10 protein-coding genes are annotated in these 14,907 nt (G+C 74.7%); 7 read left to right on the top strand and 3 right to left on the bottom strand.

Going from position 1 to position 14,907, the window contains the following annotated elements:
• Nucleotides 1-52: 52 nt before the first annotated feature.
• Complete coding sequence (locus tag V9U69_RS01055) at nt 53-1,939, bottom strand: hypothetical protein (protein ID WP_337059432.1); 1,887 nt, start codon at nt 1,937-1,939, stop codon at nt 53-55.
• A gap of 209 nt (nt 1,940-2,148) precedes the next feature.
• On the opposite strand from V9U69_RS01055, the gene V9U69_RS01050 reads away from it, so the two are divergent.
• The 3 genes from V9U69_RS01050 to valS all read left to right on the top strand — a co-directional run bounded on the left by V9U69_RS01050 (nt 2,149) and on the right by valS (nt 8,229).
• Entirely contained in the window at nt 2,149-3,387 is a 1,239-nt protein-coding gene (locus V9U69_RS01050) for a thiolase family protein (protein WP_337059431.1), read from the top strand.
• The gene (locus V9U69_RS01045) at nt 3,387-5,465 is read left to right on the top strand and encodes a 3-hydroxyacyl-CoA dehydrogenase NAD-binding domain-containing protein (RefSeq protein WP_337059430.1); all 2,079 of its coding nucleotides are present in this window, start codon (nt 3,387-3,389) and stop codon (nt 5,463-5,465) included. The genes V9U69_RS01050 and V9U69_RS01045 overlap by 1 nt, the downstream gene beginning before the upstream one ends.
• A 103-nt stretch (nt 5,466-5,568) precedes the next feature.
• Complete coding sequence (valS, locus tag V9U69_RS01040; RefSeq protein ID WP_442907528.1) at nt 5,569-8,229, top strand: valine--tRNA ligase; 2,661 nt, start codon at nt 5,569-5,571, stop codon at nt 8,227-8,229.
• Between the two features lie 307 nt (nt 8,230-8,536).
• On the opposite strand, the gene V9U69_RS01035 is transcribed toward valS, so the two are convergent.
• Together V9U69_RS01035 and V9U69_RS01030 are read right to left on the bottom strand one after the other, a co-directional pair.
• Nucleotides 8,537-9,616, bottom strand: coding sequence for an inositol-3-phosphate synthase (locus tag V9U69_RS01035; RefSeq protein WP_337059428.1), 1,080 nt, complete (start codon nt 9,614-9,616; stop codon nt 8,537-8,539).
• Complete coding sequence (locus V9U69_RS01030) at nt 9,616-10,209, bottom strand: PadR family transcriptional regulator (RefSeq protein ID WP_337059427.1); 594 nt, start codon at nt 10,207-10,209, stop codon at nt 9,616-9,618. Before V9U69_RS01030 ends, V9U69_RS01035 begins: the two co-directional genes overlap by 1 nt.
• A gap of 148 nt (nt 10,210-10,357) precedes the next feature.
• On the opposite strand from V9U69_RS01030, the gene V9U69_RS01025 reads away from it, so the two are divergent.
• The 4 genes from V9U69_RS01025 to V9U69_RS01010 all read left to right on the top strand — a co-directional run bounded on the left by V9U69_RS01025 (nt 10,358) and on the right by V9U69_RS01010 (nt 14,741).
• A complete protein-coding gene (locus V9U69_RS01025; RefSeq protein WP_337059426.1) occupies nt 10,358-10,786 on the top strand; it encodes a MarR family winged helix-turn-helix transcriptional regulator in 429 nt (142 codons plus the stop codon).
• Nucleotides 10,787-10,906: 120 nt separating this feature from the next.
• Nucleotides 10,907-11,356 (top strand): MarR family winged helix-turn-helix transcriptional regulator, encoded by a 450-nt coding sequence (locus V9U69_RS01020; protein ID WP_337059425.1) that lies wholly within the window; start codon nt 10,907-10,909, stop codon nt 11,354-11,356.
• Nucleotides 11,353-13,881 carry an MFS transporter gene (locus V9U69_RS01015; protein ID WP_337059424.1) on the top strand — a complete coding sequence of 843 codons (2,529 nt, stop codon included), beginning with the start codon at nt 11,353-11,355 and terminating at the stop codon, nt 13,879-13,881. The genes V9U69_RS01020 and V9U69_RS01015 overlap by 4 nt, the downstream gene beginning before the upstream one ends.
• A gap of 56 nt (nt 13,882-13,937) precedes the next feature.
• Nucleotides 13,938-14,741, top strand: a complete 804-nt coding sequence (locus tag V9U69_RS01010; protein ID WP_442907529.1) for a YceI family protein — start codon at nt 13,938-13,940, stop codon at nt 14,739-14,741.
• The last annotated feature ends 166 nt before the right edge of the window (nt 14,742-14,907 follow it).

Raw genomic sequence — 14,907 nt, 5'->3', positions numbered from 1 at the left:
GATCCTACCCGCGGCGCCGGGACGCGCGTCCCGGCGCCGCGGGGTTCCGCCGTCAGCGCAGCGAGAGGGTCCAGCGGCGCGGGACGGTCGTGGTCAGCAGCACGCGGGTGCCGCTGGGCACCAGGTCGCCGCCGAGCCACGTGTAGCGCTCGCCGGGGTCGACGACCGGTGGCTGGCGGGGACCCGATCCCGTGCCCGGACCGAAGTGGACCTCGTCCCCGCCGCTGCGCCAGGTCCCCCACCCCTCGACGAGCTGGTGCACCGCGGGCGCGCCGTCGGCGGCTTCCTGCAGCACGACGGTGCCCTCGAGCTCGCCCTCGCCGGCGAAGGCGAGCTCGACCACGGCCGGGACGTCGCCGTCCTCCTCGGTGCCGCCCACCGCGAACTCGACGTCGAACCCGCGGCGCAGGTCGCCGGCCACCGGCCGCACCACGACCGTGGTCTCCAGCACGCGCTCATCACGCACGCGCTCGTCGAAGCTCATGGCCGCCCAGAACCGACCCTCGCCGGTCAGGTCGTAGTCGCCGTCGGGGCGGCGGCGCCCGGGCGGCAGCGGCTGGTAGTACCCGGCGGTGATGCGCTGCGAGGTGCGGAACGCCGAGTCGGCCAGCGGTTCGAGGCCGCGCCCGCGGAAGTGGCCGGTGGAGAAGAAGCGCGGGGAGAAGCGCACCGAGCTCAGCACCGCCGCACCGCGCCGGTAGCGCAGGAAGGTGGGGTTCGTGGCCAGGCCGGAGGCGATGGGGCCGGGCCGGTCCTCGTCCTCGCCGCCGTCAGTGCCGGCGTAGACGGTGGCGGTGCAGTCGCCGGCACGCAGCCGGGCCAGCCCGCTGCCGGCCAGGACGCGGGTGCCGTCGACCCGCCACGGTCGCGGTCGCGGCAGGCGCGCGGCCAGGTCGGGGTGCACCAGCAGCTGCGCCCACAGGTCCGCGTCGCCGTAGCGGGCCGCGTCGTCGGTGCGCGCCAGCAGCTCCTGCACCACGGCGGCGTAGCGGCCGTCGCCGTCGCGCAGCGCCATCTCGCGGAACTGCAGCAGCCCGTCGGCGAGGTCCTTGCGCTGGCCCTGGTCCTGCCGCCGCGACTGCACGGACTCCACGGCGCCGTCGTCCTCGGCGAGCACGAGCTGCAGGTCCAGGTTGCGGCGCACCACAGCGCGCAGGTCGACGCGGCCGGTGCAACGAGCGATCGCCAGCAGCGACGGGTTGGTCACCGCGAAGGCGTAGTTCGGGCTGCGCTCGGAGTACTGCCCGTCGCCGTCGACGTCGACCCCCTCGGCCAGCCACTCCTCGACCCGCCGACGGTGGGCCGGGTCCGGCAGCAGCAGGTCGGTCTGCGCCAGCGCGGCGCTGACCTCCCAGCGGTGGTTGGGGGTGTGCACCCCGCCCGTGGCCATGGCGCGCCCGGCCGCGGTGAGCACCGCGGTGAGGTCGTCCCGGGCCGCGCGCAGCGGGTCCGGTCCGCGTTGCGGGGCGGCCGCGCGCAGCAGGGTGAGCAGTTCGCACAGGTCGCGCACGACGAAGGCGGTGTCCGGCGGGGTGTGCAGGTTGCCCACGTCGAAGGTGCCGTCGCGGTGCTGGTCCGCGCGCAGCGCAGCGGCCATCTCGGTGATCGCGGCAGCCAGGCCGGCGTCGGCGTGGAACGCCGAGCGGGGGCTGACGTGCAGGGCGGCCAGCCGCAGCGCCGAGCGCGCCACGGCGCGGTACGGCCACAGCCCCTCGATCTGCGTGCGGTAGCCCTCCAGGACGCCGGGGGCGGCGGCCTCGGCGGCACGCAGCGCCCGGTCGACGAAGGGGCGGTCCACGTCGGGACCGCGGAACGGGTCCAGGGCCGGGGCGGCGGCACCGGGAGGACCTGCGGGGGCGGGGGTGGCGGCCGCCGGGGGGACGGCGCTGACGGCGCTCCCCCCGGTGACCCCGGCGACGAACGTCCTTCTGCTGAGCACCACGATCCTCCTCGATCGTCAGGCAAGCGGTTACCCAGGTCTACCGCGCCGCCGCACCCCGACACCAGGGTCGCGCGGCGCGCCCCGGTGAGCGGCCGGGCCGACCCGCCGGGAAGTACCTGTCACCAGCGGTACCGCTTACCGTCGGTACGGCGTACCGTGGCCCCCGGCCGCACCGCTGCGGTCACGCCACCGAACGAGGAGGTCCCGTGGCCCGCCCCACCCCCGCGCGCAGCGTCGTGTTCGCCGACGGCGTGCGCACGCCCTTCGGCAAGGCCCGCCCCGACGGCCTGCACGCGCAGACCCGCGCCGACAACCTCGTCGTCGCCTGCCTGCGCGAGCTGCTGCGGCGCAACCCCTCCCTGCCGCCCGAGCGCGTGGAGGAGGTCGCGATCGCCGCCGCCACCCAGAGCGGCGACCAGGGGCTCGTCCTCGGCCGCAGCGCCGCCCTGCTGGCGGGCCTGCCGGTGACGACCCCCGGCTACGCGATCGACCGCTGGTGCGCCGGCGCCATGACGGCCGTCACCACCACGGCCGCCTCCATCGCGGTGGGCGCCCTGGACGTGGCGCTGGCCGGCGGCGTGGAGCACATGGGCCACCACCCCCTGGGGCAGGGCATGGACCCCAACCCGCGCTTCCTCACCGAGCGCATCGTCTCCCCCGACGCCCTGGACATGGGGAAGACCGCCGAGGCGCTGCACGACCGGTTCCCCGCCCTGACGAAGCAGCGCGCCGACGAGTACGCCGCCGCCAGCCAGCGCAAGTTCGCGCGGGCGGTGGCCGAGGGGAGGGTCGGCGCCGACCTCGTCCCGGTCGCCGTGGCCAGCTCCGAGCGGGGCTGGGGCCTGGCCACCGCCGACGAGCTGGCCCGCCCCGGCACCACCGTGGAGGGTCTGGCCGGTCTGCGCACCCCCTTCCGCCCGCACGGGCGCGTCACCGCCGGCAACGCCTCCCCGCTGACCGACGGCGCCACCGCCTGCCTGGTCGCCGAGGAGGGCACCGCCGCCGAGCTGGGCCTGCGCACCCGCATGCGCCTCGTCGGCTTCGCCTACGCCGGCGTGGAACCGGAGGTCATGGGCCTGGGCCCGATCCCCTCCACCGAGAAGGCGCTGGCCCGCGCCGGGCTCACGATCGACGACATCGGCCTGTTCGAGCTCAACGAGGCGTTCGCCGTGCAGGTCCTGTCCTTCCTGGACCACTTCGGCATCGCCGACGACGACGAGCGCGTCAACCCCTACGGCGGCGCCATCGCCATCGGCCACCCGCTGGCGGCCTCCGGTGTGCGGCTGATGACCCAGTTGGCCCGGCAGTTCGCCGAGCACCCCGAGGTCCGCTACGGCCTGACCGCCATGTGCGTCGGGCTCGGCCAGGGCGGCACGGTGATCTGGGAGAACCCGCACCACGCCGCACACGAACCCACCACCGCGAGCGCCGGGGAGGCCCGCTGATGCCCGTCCACGTCCGCCTCCTGGACCTGCCCGGTGCCCCCGGGGAACCCACCGGGCGGCCCGGCTCCGGCCGCCTGGCCCTGCTGACCCTGGACCCGGGCGATCCGCGCAAGCCGTTCGTGCTGGGGCCCGGGACGCTGCCGCAGCTGCGCGAGGCGCTGGAGGAGGCGCAGCGCCTGGCCGCCGCCGGGGAGGTCGCCGCCGTGGGGATCACCGGCGTGCAGGGGGTCTTCTGCGCCGGGGCGGACCTGAAGTCCATGGCCACCACCCCCGACCGCGAGAGCGGGCTGGCCACCGGGCGCCTCGGCCACGACGTCCTCGGCCGGCTCGGCACCCTGGGCGTGCCGAGCTTCGCGTACGTCAACGGCCTCGCCCTGGGCGGTGGCCTGGAGACCGCCCTGCACGCCACGTACCGCACCGTCGCCACCACCGCCCGCGGCCTGGGCCTGCCCGAGACCCACCTGGGCCTGGTGCCCGGCTGGGGCGGCACCTGGCTGCTGCCGCACCTGGCCGGCCCCGACGTCGCCGTGCGGATCGCGGTGGAGAACGCGCTCGCGAACAACCGCACGATCACCGGCCCGCAGGCGGTCGAGCTCGGCGTCGCCGACCTCGCCGCCGAACCCGCCGACTTCCTGCTGCAGTCGCTGCGCTGGACCTCGGGCGTCCTCGCCGGCGAGGTCCAGGTGCCGCGCCGGGTCCCGCTGCCCGGTGCCGAGGAGGCCGCCGCGTGGGAGGCAGCGGTCGCCCGCGGCCGGGCCGTCGCCGACGCGCGCGTGCGCGGCGCCGCCCCCGCCCCCTACCGGGCGCTCGACCTCATCGCCGCCGCCCGCACGAACACGCGCGAGGAGCACTTCGCCGCCGAGGACGCCGCCGTCGCGGACCTCGTCGTCTCCCCGCAGCTGCGCGCCGGGCTGTACGCGTTCGACCTCGTGCAGCGCTGCGGCAAGAAGCCCACCGGGGCACCGCCGAAGGACCTGGCGCGCGAGGTCACCTCCGTCGGCGTCGTCGGTGCCGGCCTGATGGCCTCCCAGCTCGCCCTGCTGCTCCTGCACCGCCTGCAGGTGCCCGTCGTGCTCACCGACGTCGACGAGGCGCGCGTCGCCAAGGGCCTGGAGTTCGTGCGCTCCGGGGTGGACGACCTGCTCGCCGGGGGGCGCGTCACGTCCGACGTCGCGAACCGGCTCAAGGCGTCCGTCACCGGCTCGGTCGACAAGTCCGCCCTGGCCGGCGCCGACTTCGTGATCGAGGCGGTGTTCGAGGAGATGGCCGTCAAGCACGCCGTGCTGCGCGAGCTGGAACCCCTGCTGCGCGAGGACGCCGTCATCGCCACCAACACCAGTTCCCTGTCGGTCACGCAGATGGCCTCGGTGCTGGAGCACCCCGAGCGGTTCGTCGGGTTCCACTTCTTCAACCCCGTGGCGGTGCTGCCGCTGGTGGAGGTGGTGCGCACCGAGCGCACCGACGACGCGACGCTGGCCACCGCGTTCGCGGTGGGTGCGCGGCTGAAGAAGACGTGCGTGCTGGTGCGCGACGCCCCCGCGTTCGTCGTCAACCGCATCTCCACCCGCATGTTCGACGAGGTGGTGCGCGCCGTGGACGCCGGGACCCCGCTGCTGGAGGCCGAGCACGCCCTGGACGAGCTGGGCCTGCCCATGACGCCGTTCCGGCTCGCCTCGTTCGTGGGGCCGGCCGTCATGCTGCACGTGCACGAGACGCTGGCGGCCGCGTTCCCCGAGCGCTACCGCGTCTCAGACAACCTGCGCCGCTGGGTCGAGGCCGGCTCGCCGCCCCTGGTCACCCCGAAGGGGCCGGTGGAGGCCACCGGCGCCGCCGAGCGGGTGCTCGTGCAGGGCGAGCACCCGGTGAGCGGGCCGGAGCTGCTGCGGCGGGTGCAGGACGCCCTGGCCGACGAGGTCCGCCGCGTCCTCGACGAGGGCGTCGTCGCCGGGCCCGAGGACGTCGACGTGTGCCTCGTCCTGGGCACCGGCCACCCCCTGCACACCGGTGGCATCACGCCGTACCTGGACCGCGTCGGCGTCTCCGAGCGCGTCACCGGCCGCCGCTTCCACGGGAGGTGAGCGGCGCGGTGGCCCGGGCGGCTGACCGCCCGGGCCACCGCCCACCGACCGTCCCGGGGCGCCGTCCCGGGGTGCGCACCACCCCGCGAGCGCCTGCGGGATGATGGGCGGCATGTCCGACGCCAGCACCGCGCCCGCACCCCCGCACCGCCCGGACGGCACCGCCGCCGGCGTCTCGGTCCCCGACCGCCCCACCGTGGACGGGCTGGAGGAGCGCTGGGCCCCCGCGTGGCAGGAGGGCGGCACGTACGCCTTCGACCGCTCGCGCGAGCGCGCCGACGTCTACTCCATCGACACCCCGCCGCCCACCGTGTCCGGCTCCCTGCACGTCGGCCACGTGTTCAGCTACACGCACACCGACGTGGTGGCCCGCTTCCAGCGCATGCGCGGCAAGTCGGTCTTCTACCCGATGGGCTGGGACGACAACGGCCTGCCCACCGAGCGGCGCGTGCAGAACTACTACGGCGTGCGCTGCGACCCCTCGCTGCCGTACGACCCGTCCTTCACCCCCCCGGAGAAGGCGCCGAAGAACGACCGCGACTTCGTGCAGGTCTCCCGCCGCAACTTCGTGGAGCTGTGCGAGCGGCTGACCGCCGAGGACGAGCAGGTCTTCGAGTCGCTGTGGCGGCGCCTGGGCCTGTCGGTGGACTGGTCGCACACCTACTCCACGATCTCGGCGACCTCCCGCGCCGCCGCCCAGCGCGCGTTCCTGCGCAACCTCGCCCGCGGCGAGGCGTACGCCGCCGAGGCACCCACCCTGTGGGACACCACGTTCCGCACCGCGGTGGCCCAGGCGGAGCTGGAGGACCGCGAGCGCGAGGGCGCCTACCACCGCGTCGCGTTCGAGCGCACCGACGGCGGTGAGCCGGTGTTCATCGAGACCACCCGGCCCGTGCTCATCCCCGCCGTCGTGGCCCTCGTGGCGCACCCCGACGACGAGCGCTACCAGCCGCTGTTCGGGACCACCGTGCGCTCGCCGCTGTTCGGGGTGGAGGTGCCCGTCGTCGCGCACCGCCTCGCCGAGCCCGACAAGGGTTCCGGCATCGCGATGATCTGCACCTTCGGCGACACGACCGACGTCACGTGGTGGCGCGAGCTGCAGCTGCCCACCCGCGCCGTCATCGGCTGGGACGGCCGGCTGGTGCGCGAGACGCCCGAGTGGATCGCCGGTGGCCCCGGTGAGCAGCTGTGGGCCGAGATCGGCGGCGCCACCGTGCACACCGCGCAGGAGAAGGTCGTCGCGGCGCTGCGCGAGTCCGGCGCGATGGTCGGCGAGCCGAAGAAGATCGTGCACCCGGTGAAGTTCTACGAGAAGGGCGAGAAGCCCCTCGAGATCGTCACCACCCGGCAGTGGTACCTGCGCAACGGCGGCCGCGACGAGCAGCTGCGCGAGCAGCTGCTCGAGCGCGGCGCCCAGCTGACCTGGTACCCGGAGCACATGAAGCACCGCTACGACCACTGGGTCTCCGGGCTGAACGGCGACTGGCTGATCTCCCGGCAGCGGTTCTTCGGCGTGCCGTTCCCCGTGTGGTACCCCCTCGACGAGGACGGCACCCCCCGCTACGACGCGCCGGTCCTGCCCGAGGAGTCCACCCTGCCGGTGGATCCCGCCTCGGAGACCCCGCCGGGGTACGAGGAGTCGCAGCGCGGCGTCCCGGGCGGCTTCACCGCCGACCCCGACGTCATGGACACCTGGGCGACGTCCTCGCTGACCCCGCAGATCGCCGGCGGCTGGGAGCGCGACCCCGACCTGTACGGGCGCGTGTTCCCCATGGACCTGCGCCCTCAGGGGCAGGACATCATCCGCACCTGGCTGTTCTCCACCGTGGTGCGCTCGCACCTGGAGACCGGTGGGCTGCCGTGGTCGAAGGCGGCGCTGTCCGGGTGGATCCTCGACCCGGACCGCAAGAAGATGTCCAAGTCCAAGGGCAACGTCGTCACCCCGCAGGGGCTGCTGGAGGAGCACGGCTCGGACGCGGTGCGCTACTGGGCGGCGTCCTCGCGCCTGGGCACCGACGCCACCTTCGACACCGGGCAGATGAAGGTCGGCCGGCGGCTGGCGATGAAGCTGCTCAACGCCTCCAAGTTCGTCCTCGGCCTGGGGGTGGAGCGCGGCACCGCCGCCGACCCGGCCGCGGTGACCGAACCCCTGGACGCCAGCGTCCTCGTGCAGCTGTCGCAGGTGGTGCGCACCGCCACCGCCGCCTTCGAGCGCTACGACCACGCCACCGCCCTCGACGTCACCGAGCGGTTCTTCTGGACGTTCTGCGACGACTGGGTCGAGCTCGTCAAGGACCGCGCCTACGGCGCCCGCGGCGAGGCGGCGCAGGCGTCCGCGCGGGCGACCGCGGCGATCGCGCTGCGCACCCTGCTGCGGCTGTTCGCGCCGTTCCTGCCGTTCGCCGCGGAGGAGGTGTGGTCGTGGTGGCAGGACGGCTCGGTGCACACCGCCTCCTGGCCGGTCGTGGACGAGCTCGGCCCGGCCTCCGAGGACACCGCCGCGATCGGTGTGCTCGGCGGTGCCGGTCAGGCGCTCTCGGCGCTGCGCAAGGTCAAGAGCGAGGCGAAGGTCTCGCAGAAGACCCCGCTGAGCGCCGCCACCGTCTACGGGCCCGCCGCCGTGATCGCCGACGCGGGGCGCGCCGAGGCGGACGTGCTCGCCGCCAGCCGCGCCGCCTCCCTCACCTGGCAGGAGGTGCCGGTCGCCGAGGGCGAGCAGGCGCCGGTGCTGACCGCGAAGGCGGAGATCGCCGAGCAGGACTGACGCCCTCCCCGTCGACGGGCCGCCTCCTCGCGGGGGCGGCCCGTCGTGCTTCCCGCCGCGTTCTCCGTCGAGTTCTCGCGGGGCCGTGGCCGGCCTGGCGGGCCGGTGGCGGGTGGCGGGGTGGTCCGGTCGACGGGCGTCCGGAGCCCGCGCCTGACCCCCGAGGTGACGTTCCCCGGAACGGTGGCGCGGGCGGAGAGCCCGACGACCGGACCGCCCCGCCACCCGGCGACGAACCCGAGCCGGGAAACGACGAAACCCCGCGGTACGAGGTGCACCACGGGGTTCCGCGCGGGAAGACGGCCGATCAGCGCTCGACGGTCCCGGCGATGAACTCCTCGACGGCGGCGCGACCGCGCTCGTCGTCGCGCTGCTCCGGCGGGGACTTCATGAAGTACGCCGACGGGGACAGCAGCGGGCCGCCGATGCCGCGGTCCAGGCCGATCTTCGCGGCGCGCACCGCGTCGATGATGACGCCGGCGGAGTTCGGGGAGTCCCAGACCTCCAGCTTGTACTCCAGGTTCAGCGGCACGCCGCCGAACGCCTCGCCCTCCAGGCGCACGTACGCCCACTTGCGGTCGTCGAGCCACTGGACGTAGTCGCTGGGGCCGATGTGGACGTCGCGGGTGCCGAAGTCGGCCTGGACGTTGCTGGTGACGGCCTGGGTCTTGGAGGTCTTCTTGGACTCCAGGCGGTCGCGCTCCAGCATGTTCTTGAAGTCCATGTTGCCGCCGACGTTGAGCTGGTACGTCCGCTTCAGCTTGATGCCGCGGTCCTCCAGCAGCTTGGCCATCACCCGGTGCGTGATGGTGGCGCCGACCTGGGACTTGATGTCGTCGCCGACGATGGGCAGGCCGGCGTCGGTGAACTTCTGCGCCCACTCGGGGGTGCTGGCGATGAAGACGGGCAGCGCGTTGACGAAGGCGCAGCCGGCGTCGATGGCGCACTGGGCGTAGAACTTCGCCGCGTCCTCGGAGCCGACCGGCAGGTAGCAGACGACGACGTCGGCGCGCGCCTCGCGCAGCGCGGCGACCACGTCGACGGGCTCGGCGCTGGACTCGGTGATGGTCTCGCGGTAGTAGCGGCCCAGGCCGTCGAGGGTGTGCCCGCGCTGGACGGTGACCCCGGTGGTGGGCACGTCGCAGATCTTGATGGTGTTGTTCTCGCTGGCGCCGATGGCGTCGGCGAGGTCGGTGCCGACCTTCTTGTCGTCGACGTCGAACGCGGCGACGAACGTCACGTCGCTCACGTGGTAGTCGCCGAAGCGCACGTGCATGAGGCCGGGCACGGTCGTGGTCTCGTCGGCGTCGGCGTAGAAGTGGACGCCCTGGACGAGGGAGGCGGCGCAGTTGCCCACCCCCACGATCGCGACGCGGATCTCGGACATCAACTCTCCTCGGTGAGGGGTGCGGCCGGAACGCCCGGCCGGGCGGGGGCACGGCGTTCGGCCGTGATGAGGCGGTCCAGCCAGTCGACCTCGCTGCGCACGGTCTCCAGACCGTGCCGCTGCGCCTCGAGGGCGTAGGCGTCGAGCTGGGCCTGGGCCCGCTCGATGGACGTGGTGAGCTGCTCGAGCCGTTCGAGCAGCCGGGCGCGGCGGCCCTCGAGGATGCGCAGCCGCGTGCGGGGGGCCACGCGCTGGAACAGGGCCAGGCGGACCCCGAACGCGTCGTCCTCCCAGGCGGAGGGCCCGGCCTCCTCGAGCAGTTCCGCGAGCCGCTCCCTGCCGTGGTCGGTGATCTCGTAGACGACCCGGGCCCGCTTGGTGCTGACGGTTCCCGGCTGGCGCTGCTCGCTGGTCTCGATGAGGCAGCCGCCGGCCTGCAGGGCTCGCAGGCACGGGTAGAGCGTGCCGTACGACAGGGCGCGGAACGCCCCCAGCCGCACGTCGAGGCGACGGCGCACCTCGTAGCCGTGCAGGGGGCCGTCGGCGAGCAGCGCGAGCACCGCCAGGGGCAGCACGTCACCTCGCTTGCGCACCCGCTCACCACCTCCTGCACCGGTCGATGCATCGGTCCGATGCATCGCGGCGACCTTAGGGGTGCGCGTCCGCCACCACAACAACGGGTGGGTCCGGCGTGTCGCACGAGTCCCCCGCCGGCTGGGGCGGGGACGGTACGGTTCCCCCGTGCACCCCGAGGCCGCAGACCACCTGGAGCGAGAACTCGCCGTCCTGCTGCGCCGCTCGCGCGCGATCAGCCGGGAGACGGCCCGCACGGTGCACCCGGACCTCGAGCCCGAGGCCTACAGCCTGCTCGTCCGGCTGGACGACGTCGGGGACGCCCGCCCCTCGGACCTGGCGGCCTTCTTCGGCATCGGCAAGCCGACCCTGAGCAGGCAGGTGCAGCTGCTGGAGAGCCTCGGCCTGGTGGAGCGGGCCGCCGACCCCACCGACGGCCGGGCGGTGCGGCTTCGGATGTCGGCGCTCGGCGCCGAGAAGGTGGAGGCCGCCCGGGCGGCCCGGCGCGAGCGCCTGTACGCGCGCCTGCAGGACTGGTCCGAGGAGGACATGACCCAGCTGGCCACGCTCGTGGCGCGCCTGAACTCCCAGCTCTGAGCGAGCCCCTCCCCCGCACCCGCCGCCCCCGCGAGACGACGTCTCGCGGGGGCGACTTGCGTGGTGCAACCACTCGGCATATCGTTGCCTGTACAAACCAACAGCTCCCCCGAGGTGACCATGGCCACCACCACCGCCTGCACCGCGCTCGTCTCCGTCCTGCCGCACCTCCTGCGCGCCCGGCGGCACCTCGCCGGCACGGCGTCCCTTCCGGGCACCGCGGCGCTCTCGATCGTGCGCGAGCACGGCAGCCTGCGCATGAGCGAGGTCGCCGAGGGGCTCGGCCTGGACCTGTCCACCGTCAGCCGCCACGTCGCCCACCTGCGGGACAAGGGGCTGCTGACCACCTCCCCCGACCCCGACGACGGCCGCTCCCAGCGCCTGAGCGTCACCGCCGCCGGCGAGGGCGAGCTGCGGGCGCAGCGCGACCGCGTCGTCGGCGCGCTCGCGGCTCGCCTGGCCGACTGGGACGACACCGAGGTCGACGACCTCGCCCGCCTGCTGCGGAAGCTGGCCGGCACCACCCTTCAGGAGAAGACCTTGCAGAAGACCCCGCGGAGGAACGCATGAGCACCCCCACCGCACCACCGCAGCAGGCCGCACCCGTGAAGATGACCCACGCGCAGGTGCTCGAGGCGCTGTCCGGGCTGCTGCTCGGCATGTTCGTCGCGATCCTGTCCTCCACGGTCGTCTCCAACGCCCTGCCCACGATCGTCAACGACCTCGGCGGCACCGAGTCCAGCTACACCTGGGTCGTCACCGCCGCGCTGCTCGCCACGACGATCTCCACCCCGATCTGGGGCAAGCTGGCCGACACCTTCTCCAAGAAGCTGCTCGTCCAGGTCGCCCTCGTGCTGTTCGTCGTCGCCTCCGCCGTGGCGGGCCTGTCGACGAACATGGGCATGCTCATCGCGCTGCGCGTGGCGCAGGGCATCGGCGGCGGCGGCCTGCTGGCCCTCGCCCAGGTCATCCTCGCCTCGATGGTCACCCCCCGCGAGCGCGGTCGCTACTCCGGCTACCTGGGCGCCACGTTCGCCCTGGCCACCGTGGGCGGGCCGCTGATCGGCGGCGTCCTCACCGAGCACCTGTCCTGGCACTGGTGCTTCTACGTCGGCGTCCCGTTCGCGGTCATCGCCTTCTTCGTGCTGCAGTTCCGCCTCAAGCTGCCCGAGCAGCCGCGCCGCGAGGTCCACATCGACTACCTCGGCGCCCTGCTGCTGGCCGGCGGCGTGTCCGCGCTGCTCGTCTGGGTCTCCCTCGCCGGCCACCAGTTCGACTGGGGCTCGTGGTGGACCGTCGCGCTCGTGACCGCCGGCGTGGTGCTGCTCGCGCTCACCGTGCTCGCCGAGTCGCGCGCCAAGGACCCGCTCATCCCGCTGCGGTTCTTCCGCAACCCCACGATCGTGCTGTCCGCCCTGGCCAGCCTGTTCGTCGGCGTGGCGATGTTCGGCGCCACCATCTTCCTCAGCCAGTACTTCCAGCTGGGTCGCGGGCAGTCGCCGACCCGCTCGGGCCTGTCGACCATCCCCATGATCCTCGGGCTGTTCCTGTCCTCCACGATCGCCGGGCAGTTCATCACCCGCACCGGCCGCTGGAAGGGCTGGCTCGTCTCCGGCGGCGTCCTGCTCACCGCGGGCCTGGGGCTCATGAGCACCGTCGCGTACGACACCGACTACTGGCTCGTCGCGGTCTTCATGGCCCTGGTCGGCGTGGGCGTCGGCGCGATGATGCAGAACCTCGTGCTCGCCGTGCAGAACGTCGTCGCCCCGCAGGACCTGGGCTCGGCCAGCTCGTTCGTCGCCTTCTCCCGCAGCCTCGGCGGCGCCATCGGCGTCTCGGCGCTCGGCGCCCTCCTCGGGCACCGCGTCACCGAGCACCTGGTCGACGGCGTCCGCGACGCGGGCGTCGACCCGGCCGCCCTGGCGTCCCTGAGCGGCGGCAGCCTGCCGGACCTGTCGGAGCTGACCGAGCCGGTGCGCACCCTGGTGATGTCCGCCTACGGTGCCGGCATCGCGGACGTCTTCCTCGTCGCCGCGCCCTTCGCCCTCGTCGCCTTCCTCGTGACCCTCTTCTTCAAGGAGAACGCGCTGCGCAGCGACGACGCGGTTCCCGCGATGGTGCCCGAGACCGCTGCCGCCACCGGCACCACTCCCGTGCAGCCGCCGGTCGCCGCCGACGCGCCCGAGCACGGCACCGCGGCGCAGGACGGCGCCGCCGCCCCGGACGGCACCACCGCCCGAGGCGGCGCGGCACCGGCGGCGCCGACGGCCGAGCGCACCGACGCCGGGCTGTCCCTGTCCGGCACCGTCCGCCACCCGGACGGGCGCCCGCTGCCCGCCGCGGTGGTCACCCTGGCCGACCAGAGCGGTCAGCAGGTGGCGCGCACCTCCAGCGGCGACGACGGCGGCTACCGCGTCGACCTGCCCACCGGCGGCACCTACCTGCTCATCGTCGCCGCCCCGCACGTGGCGCCGTCCGCCACGCTCGTCGGCGTGGGCAGCGCCCCCGTGCAGCGCGACGTCGTCCTGTCCGGCCGCTCGGCCATCACCGGCCGCGTCCTCACCCGGGACACCGCCACCGACACCGACCGGGGCGTGGACGGCGCCCTCGTGACGCTGACCGACGTCACCGGGCAGGTGGTCGGCTCCACCCGCAGCGGCACCGACGGCGGCTACTCCTTCGGCGGCCTCGTCGGCGGCGGCTACGTGCTCACCGCGCAGAGCGAGTCGCACCGGCCGCTGGCCCGCAGCATCGACGTCCCCGACGCGGGGGCCCTGGCCTGCGACCTGCTGCTCACCGGCGGCGGCCGCCTCACCGGCACCGTCGTCGCCGCCAGCGACGGCCGGCGCCTGCGCGAGGCCACCGTCACCCTCGTGGACGACAGCGGGCAGGTCGTCGGCTCGGTGCTCACCGACGCCGACGGCGGCTACGGCTTCGAGGACCTCGCCGGCGGCCACTACACGCTCACCGCGGCCGGGTACGCACCCGTGGCCACGAGCGTGGACGTGGAGGAGGACACCGTCTCCGCGGTGCAGGTGACCCTCGGCTCGGCCGGGGCCTCCGAGGACGCCCCGGCCCGGGCGCAGCAGCTGTGAGCGCCCGGGAACCGGTCCAGCCGGTGGCGGGCACCGGCGGGCAGCCCGCCGGCACCGTGCCGGGCACCGGCCGCGTGCTGACCCGGGAGGGCTGGCCCGTGCCCGGCGCCGCCGTGACCCTGCTCGGGGCGGACGGCAGCCAGGTGGCGCGCGCCGTCACCGGCGGCGACGGGACCTTCGCCGTGCCGGCCGTGCCCGCGGGCGCCGCCACCCTGCTGGTGGCCGCGCCCGCCCACGAACCGCGCGCCAGCAGCGTCGTGGTCCCCGCGCACGGCACCTGGAACGCCGGCGAGGTCCACCTGCGCCGCACCGGCGGGCAGGACGTGCCCCCACCGGGGGTGTGGGTCATCGACACCGCCCACTCCTCCATCACCGCCACCGCCCACCACCTGGGCATCTCCGCGGTGCACGGGCGCTTCACCCGCTTCGGCGGCGTCATCACGGTGCCGGTCGGCGACGTCACCGCCTCGACGGTGCAGGTGGAGGTCGAGACCGCCTCCATCGACACCGGCAACGCCCAGCGCGACGAGCACCTGCGCTCCCCCGACTTCCTCGACGCCGCCCGCTTCCCGCACCTGCGCTTCACCGCCGGCGGCGTGCAGCGCCACGGCGGGCGCTGGCTGCTGCCGGGGCAGCTGACGCTGCTGGAGACCACCCGCCCCGTGCAGCTGGAGCTGACCTACACCGGCTCCGGCGCCGACCCCTGGGGCGGCACCCGCGCCGCCTTCAGCGCCACCACCGAACTGCACCGCGACGACTTCAGGATGAACTGGAACCAGGCCGTGGGCATCGGCGTGGCCGTCTTCGGCACGACCCTGAAGGTCGCCGTCGACGTGCAGGCCGTCCTGCAGCGGGACTGACGCCGCGCACCACCGCGAAGGGCCCCGTCCCCGTGCTGATCAGCACGGGGACGGGGCCCTTCGCGGTGGTGCGCGGCGTCAGTCCCGCTGCAGGACGGCCTGCACGTCGACGGCGACCTTCAGGGTCGTGCCGAAGACGGCCACGCCGATGCCCACGGCCTGGTTC

The sequence above is a fragment of the Kineococcus sp. G2 genome, from assembly GCF_037154035.1.
GTDB lineage: Bacteria > Actinomycetota > Actinomycetes > Actinomycetales > Kineococcaceae > Kineococcus.
Note: the sequence above shows the minus strand (reverse complement) of the source record. Positions and strands in the feature narration are given on the sequence as shown.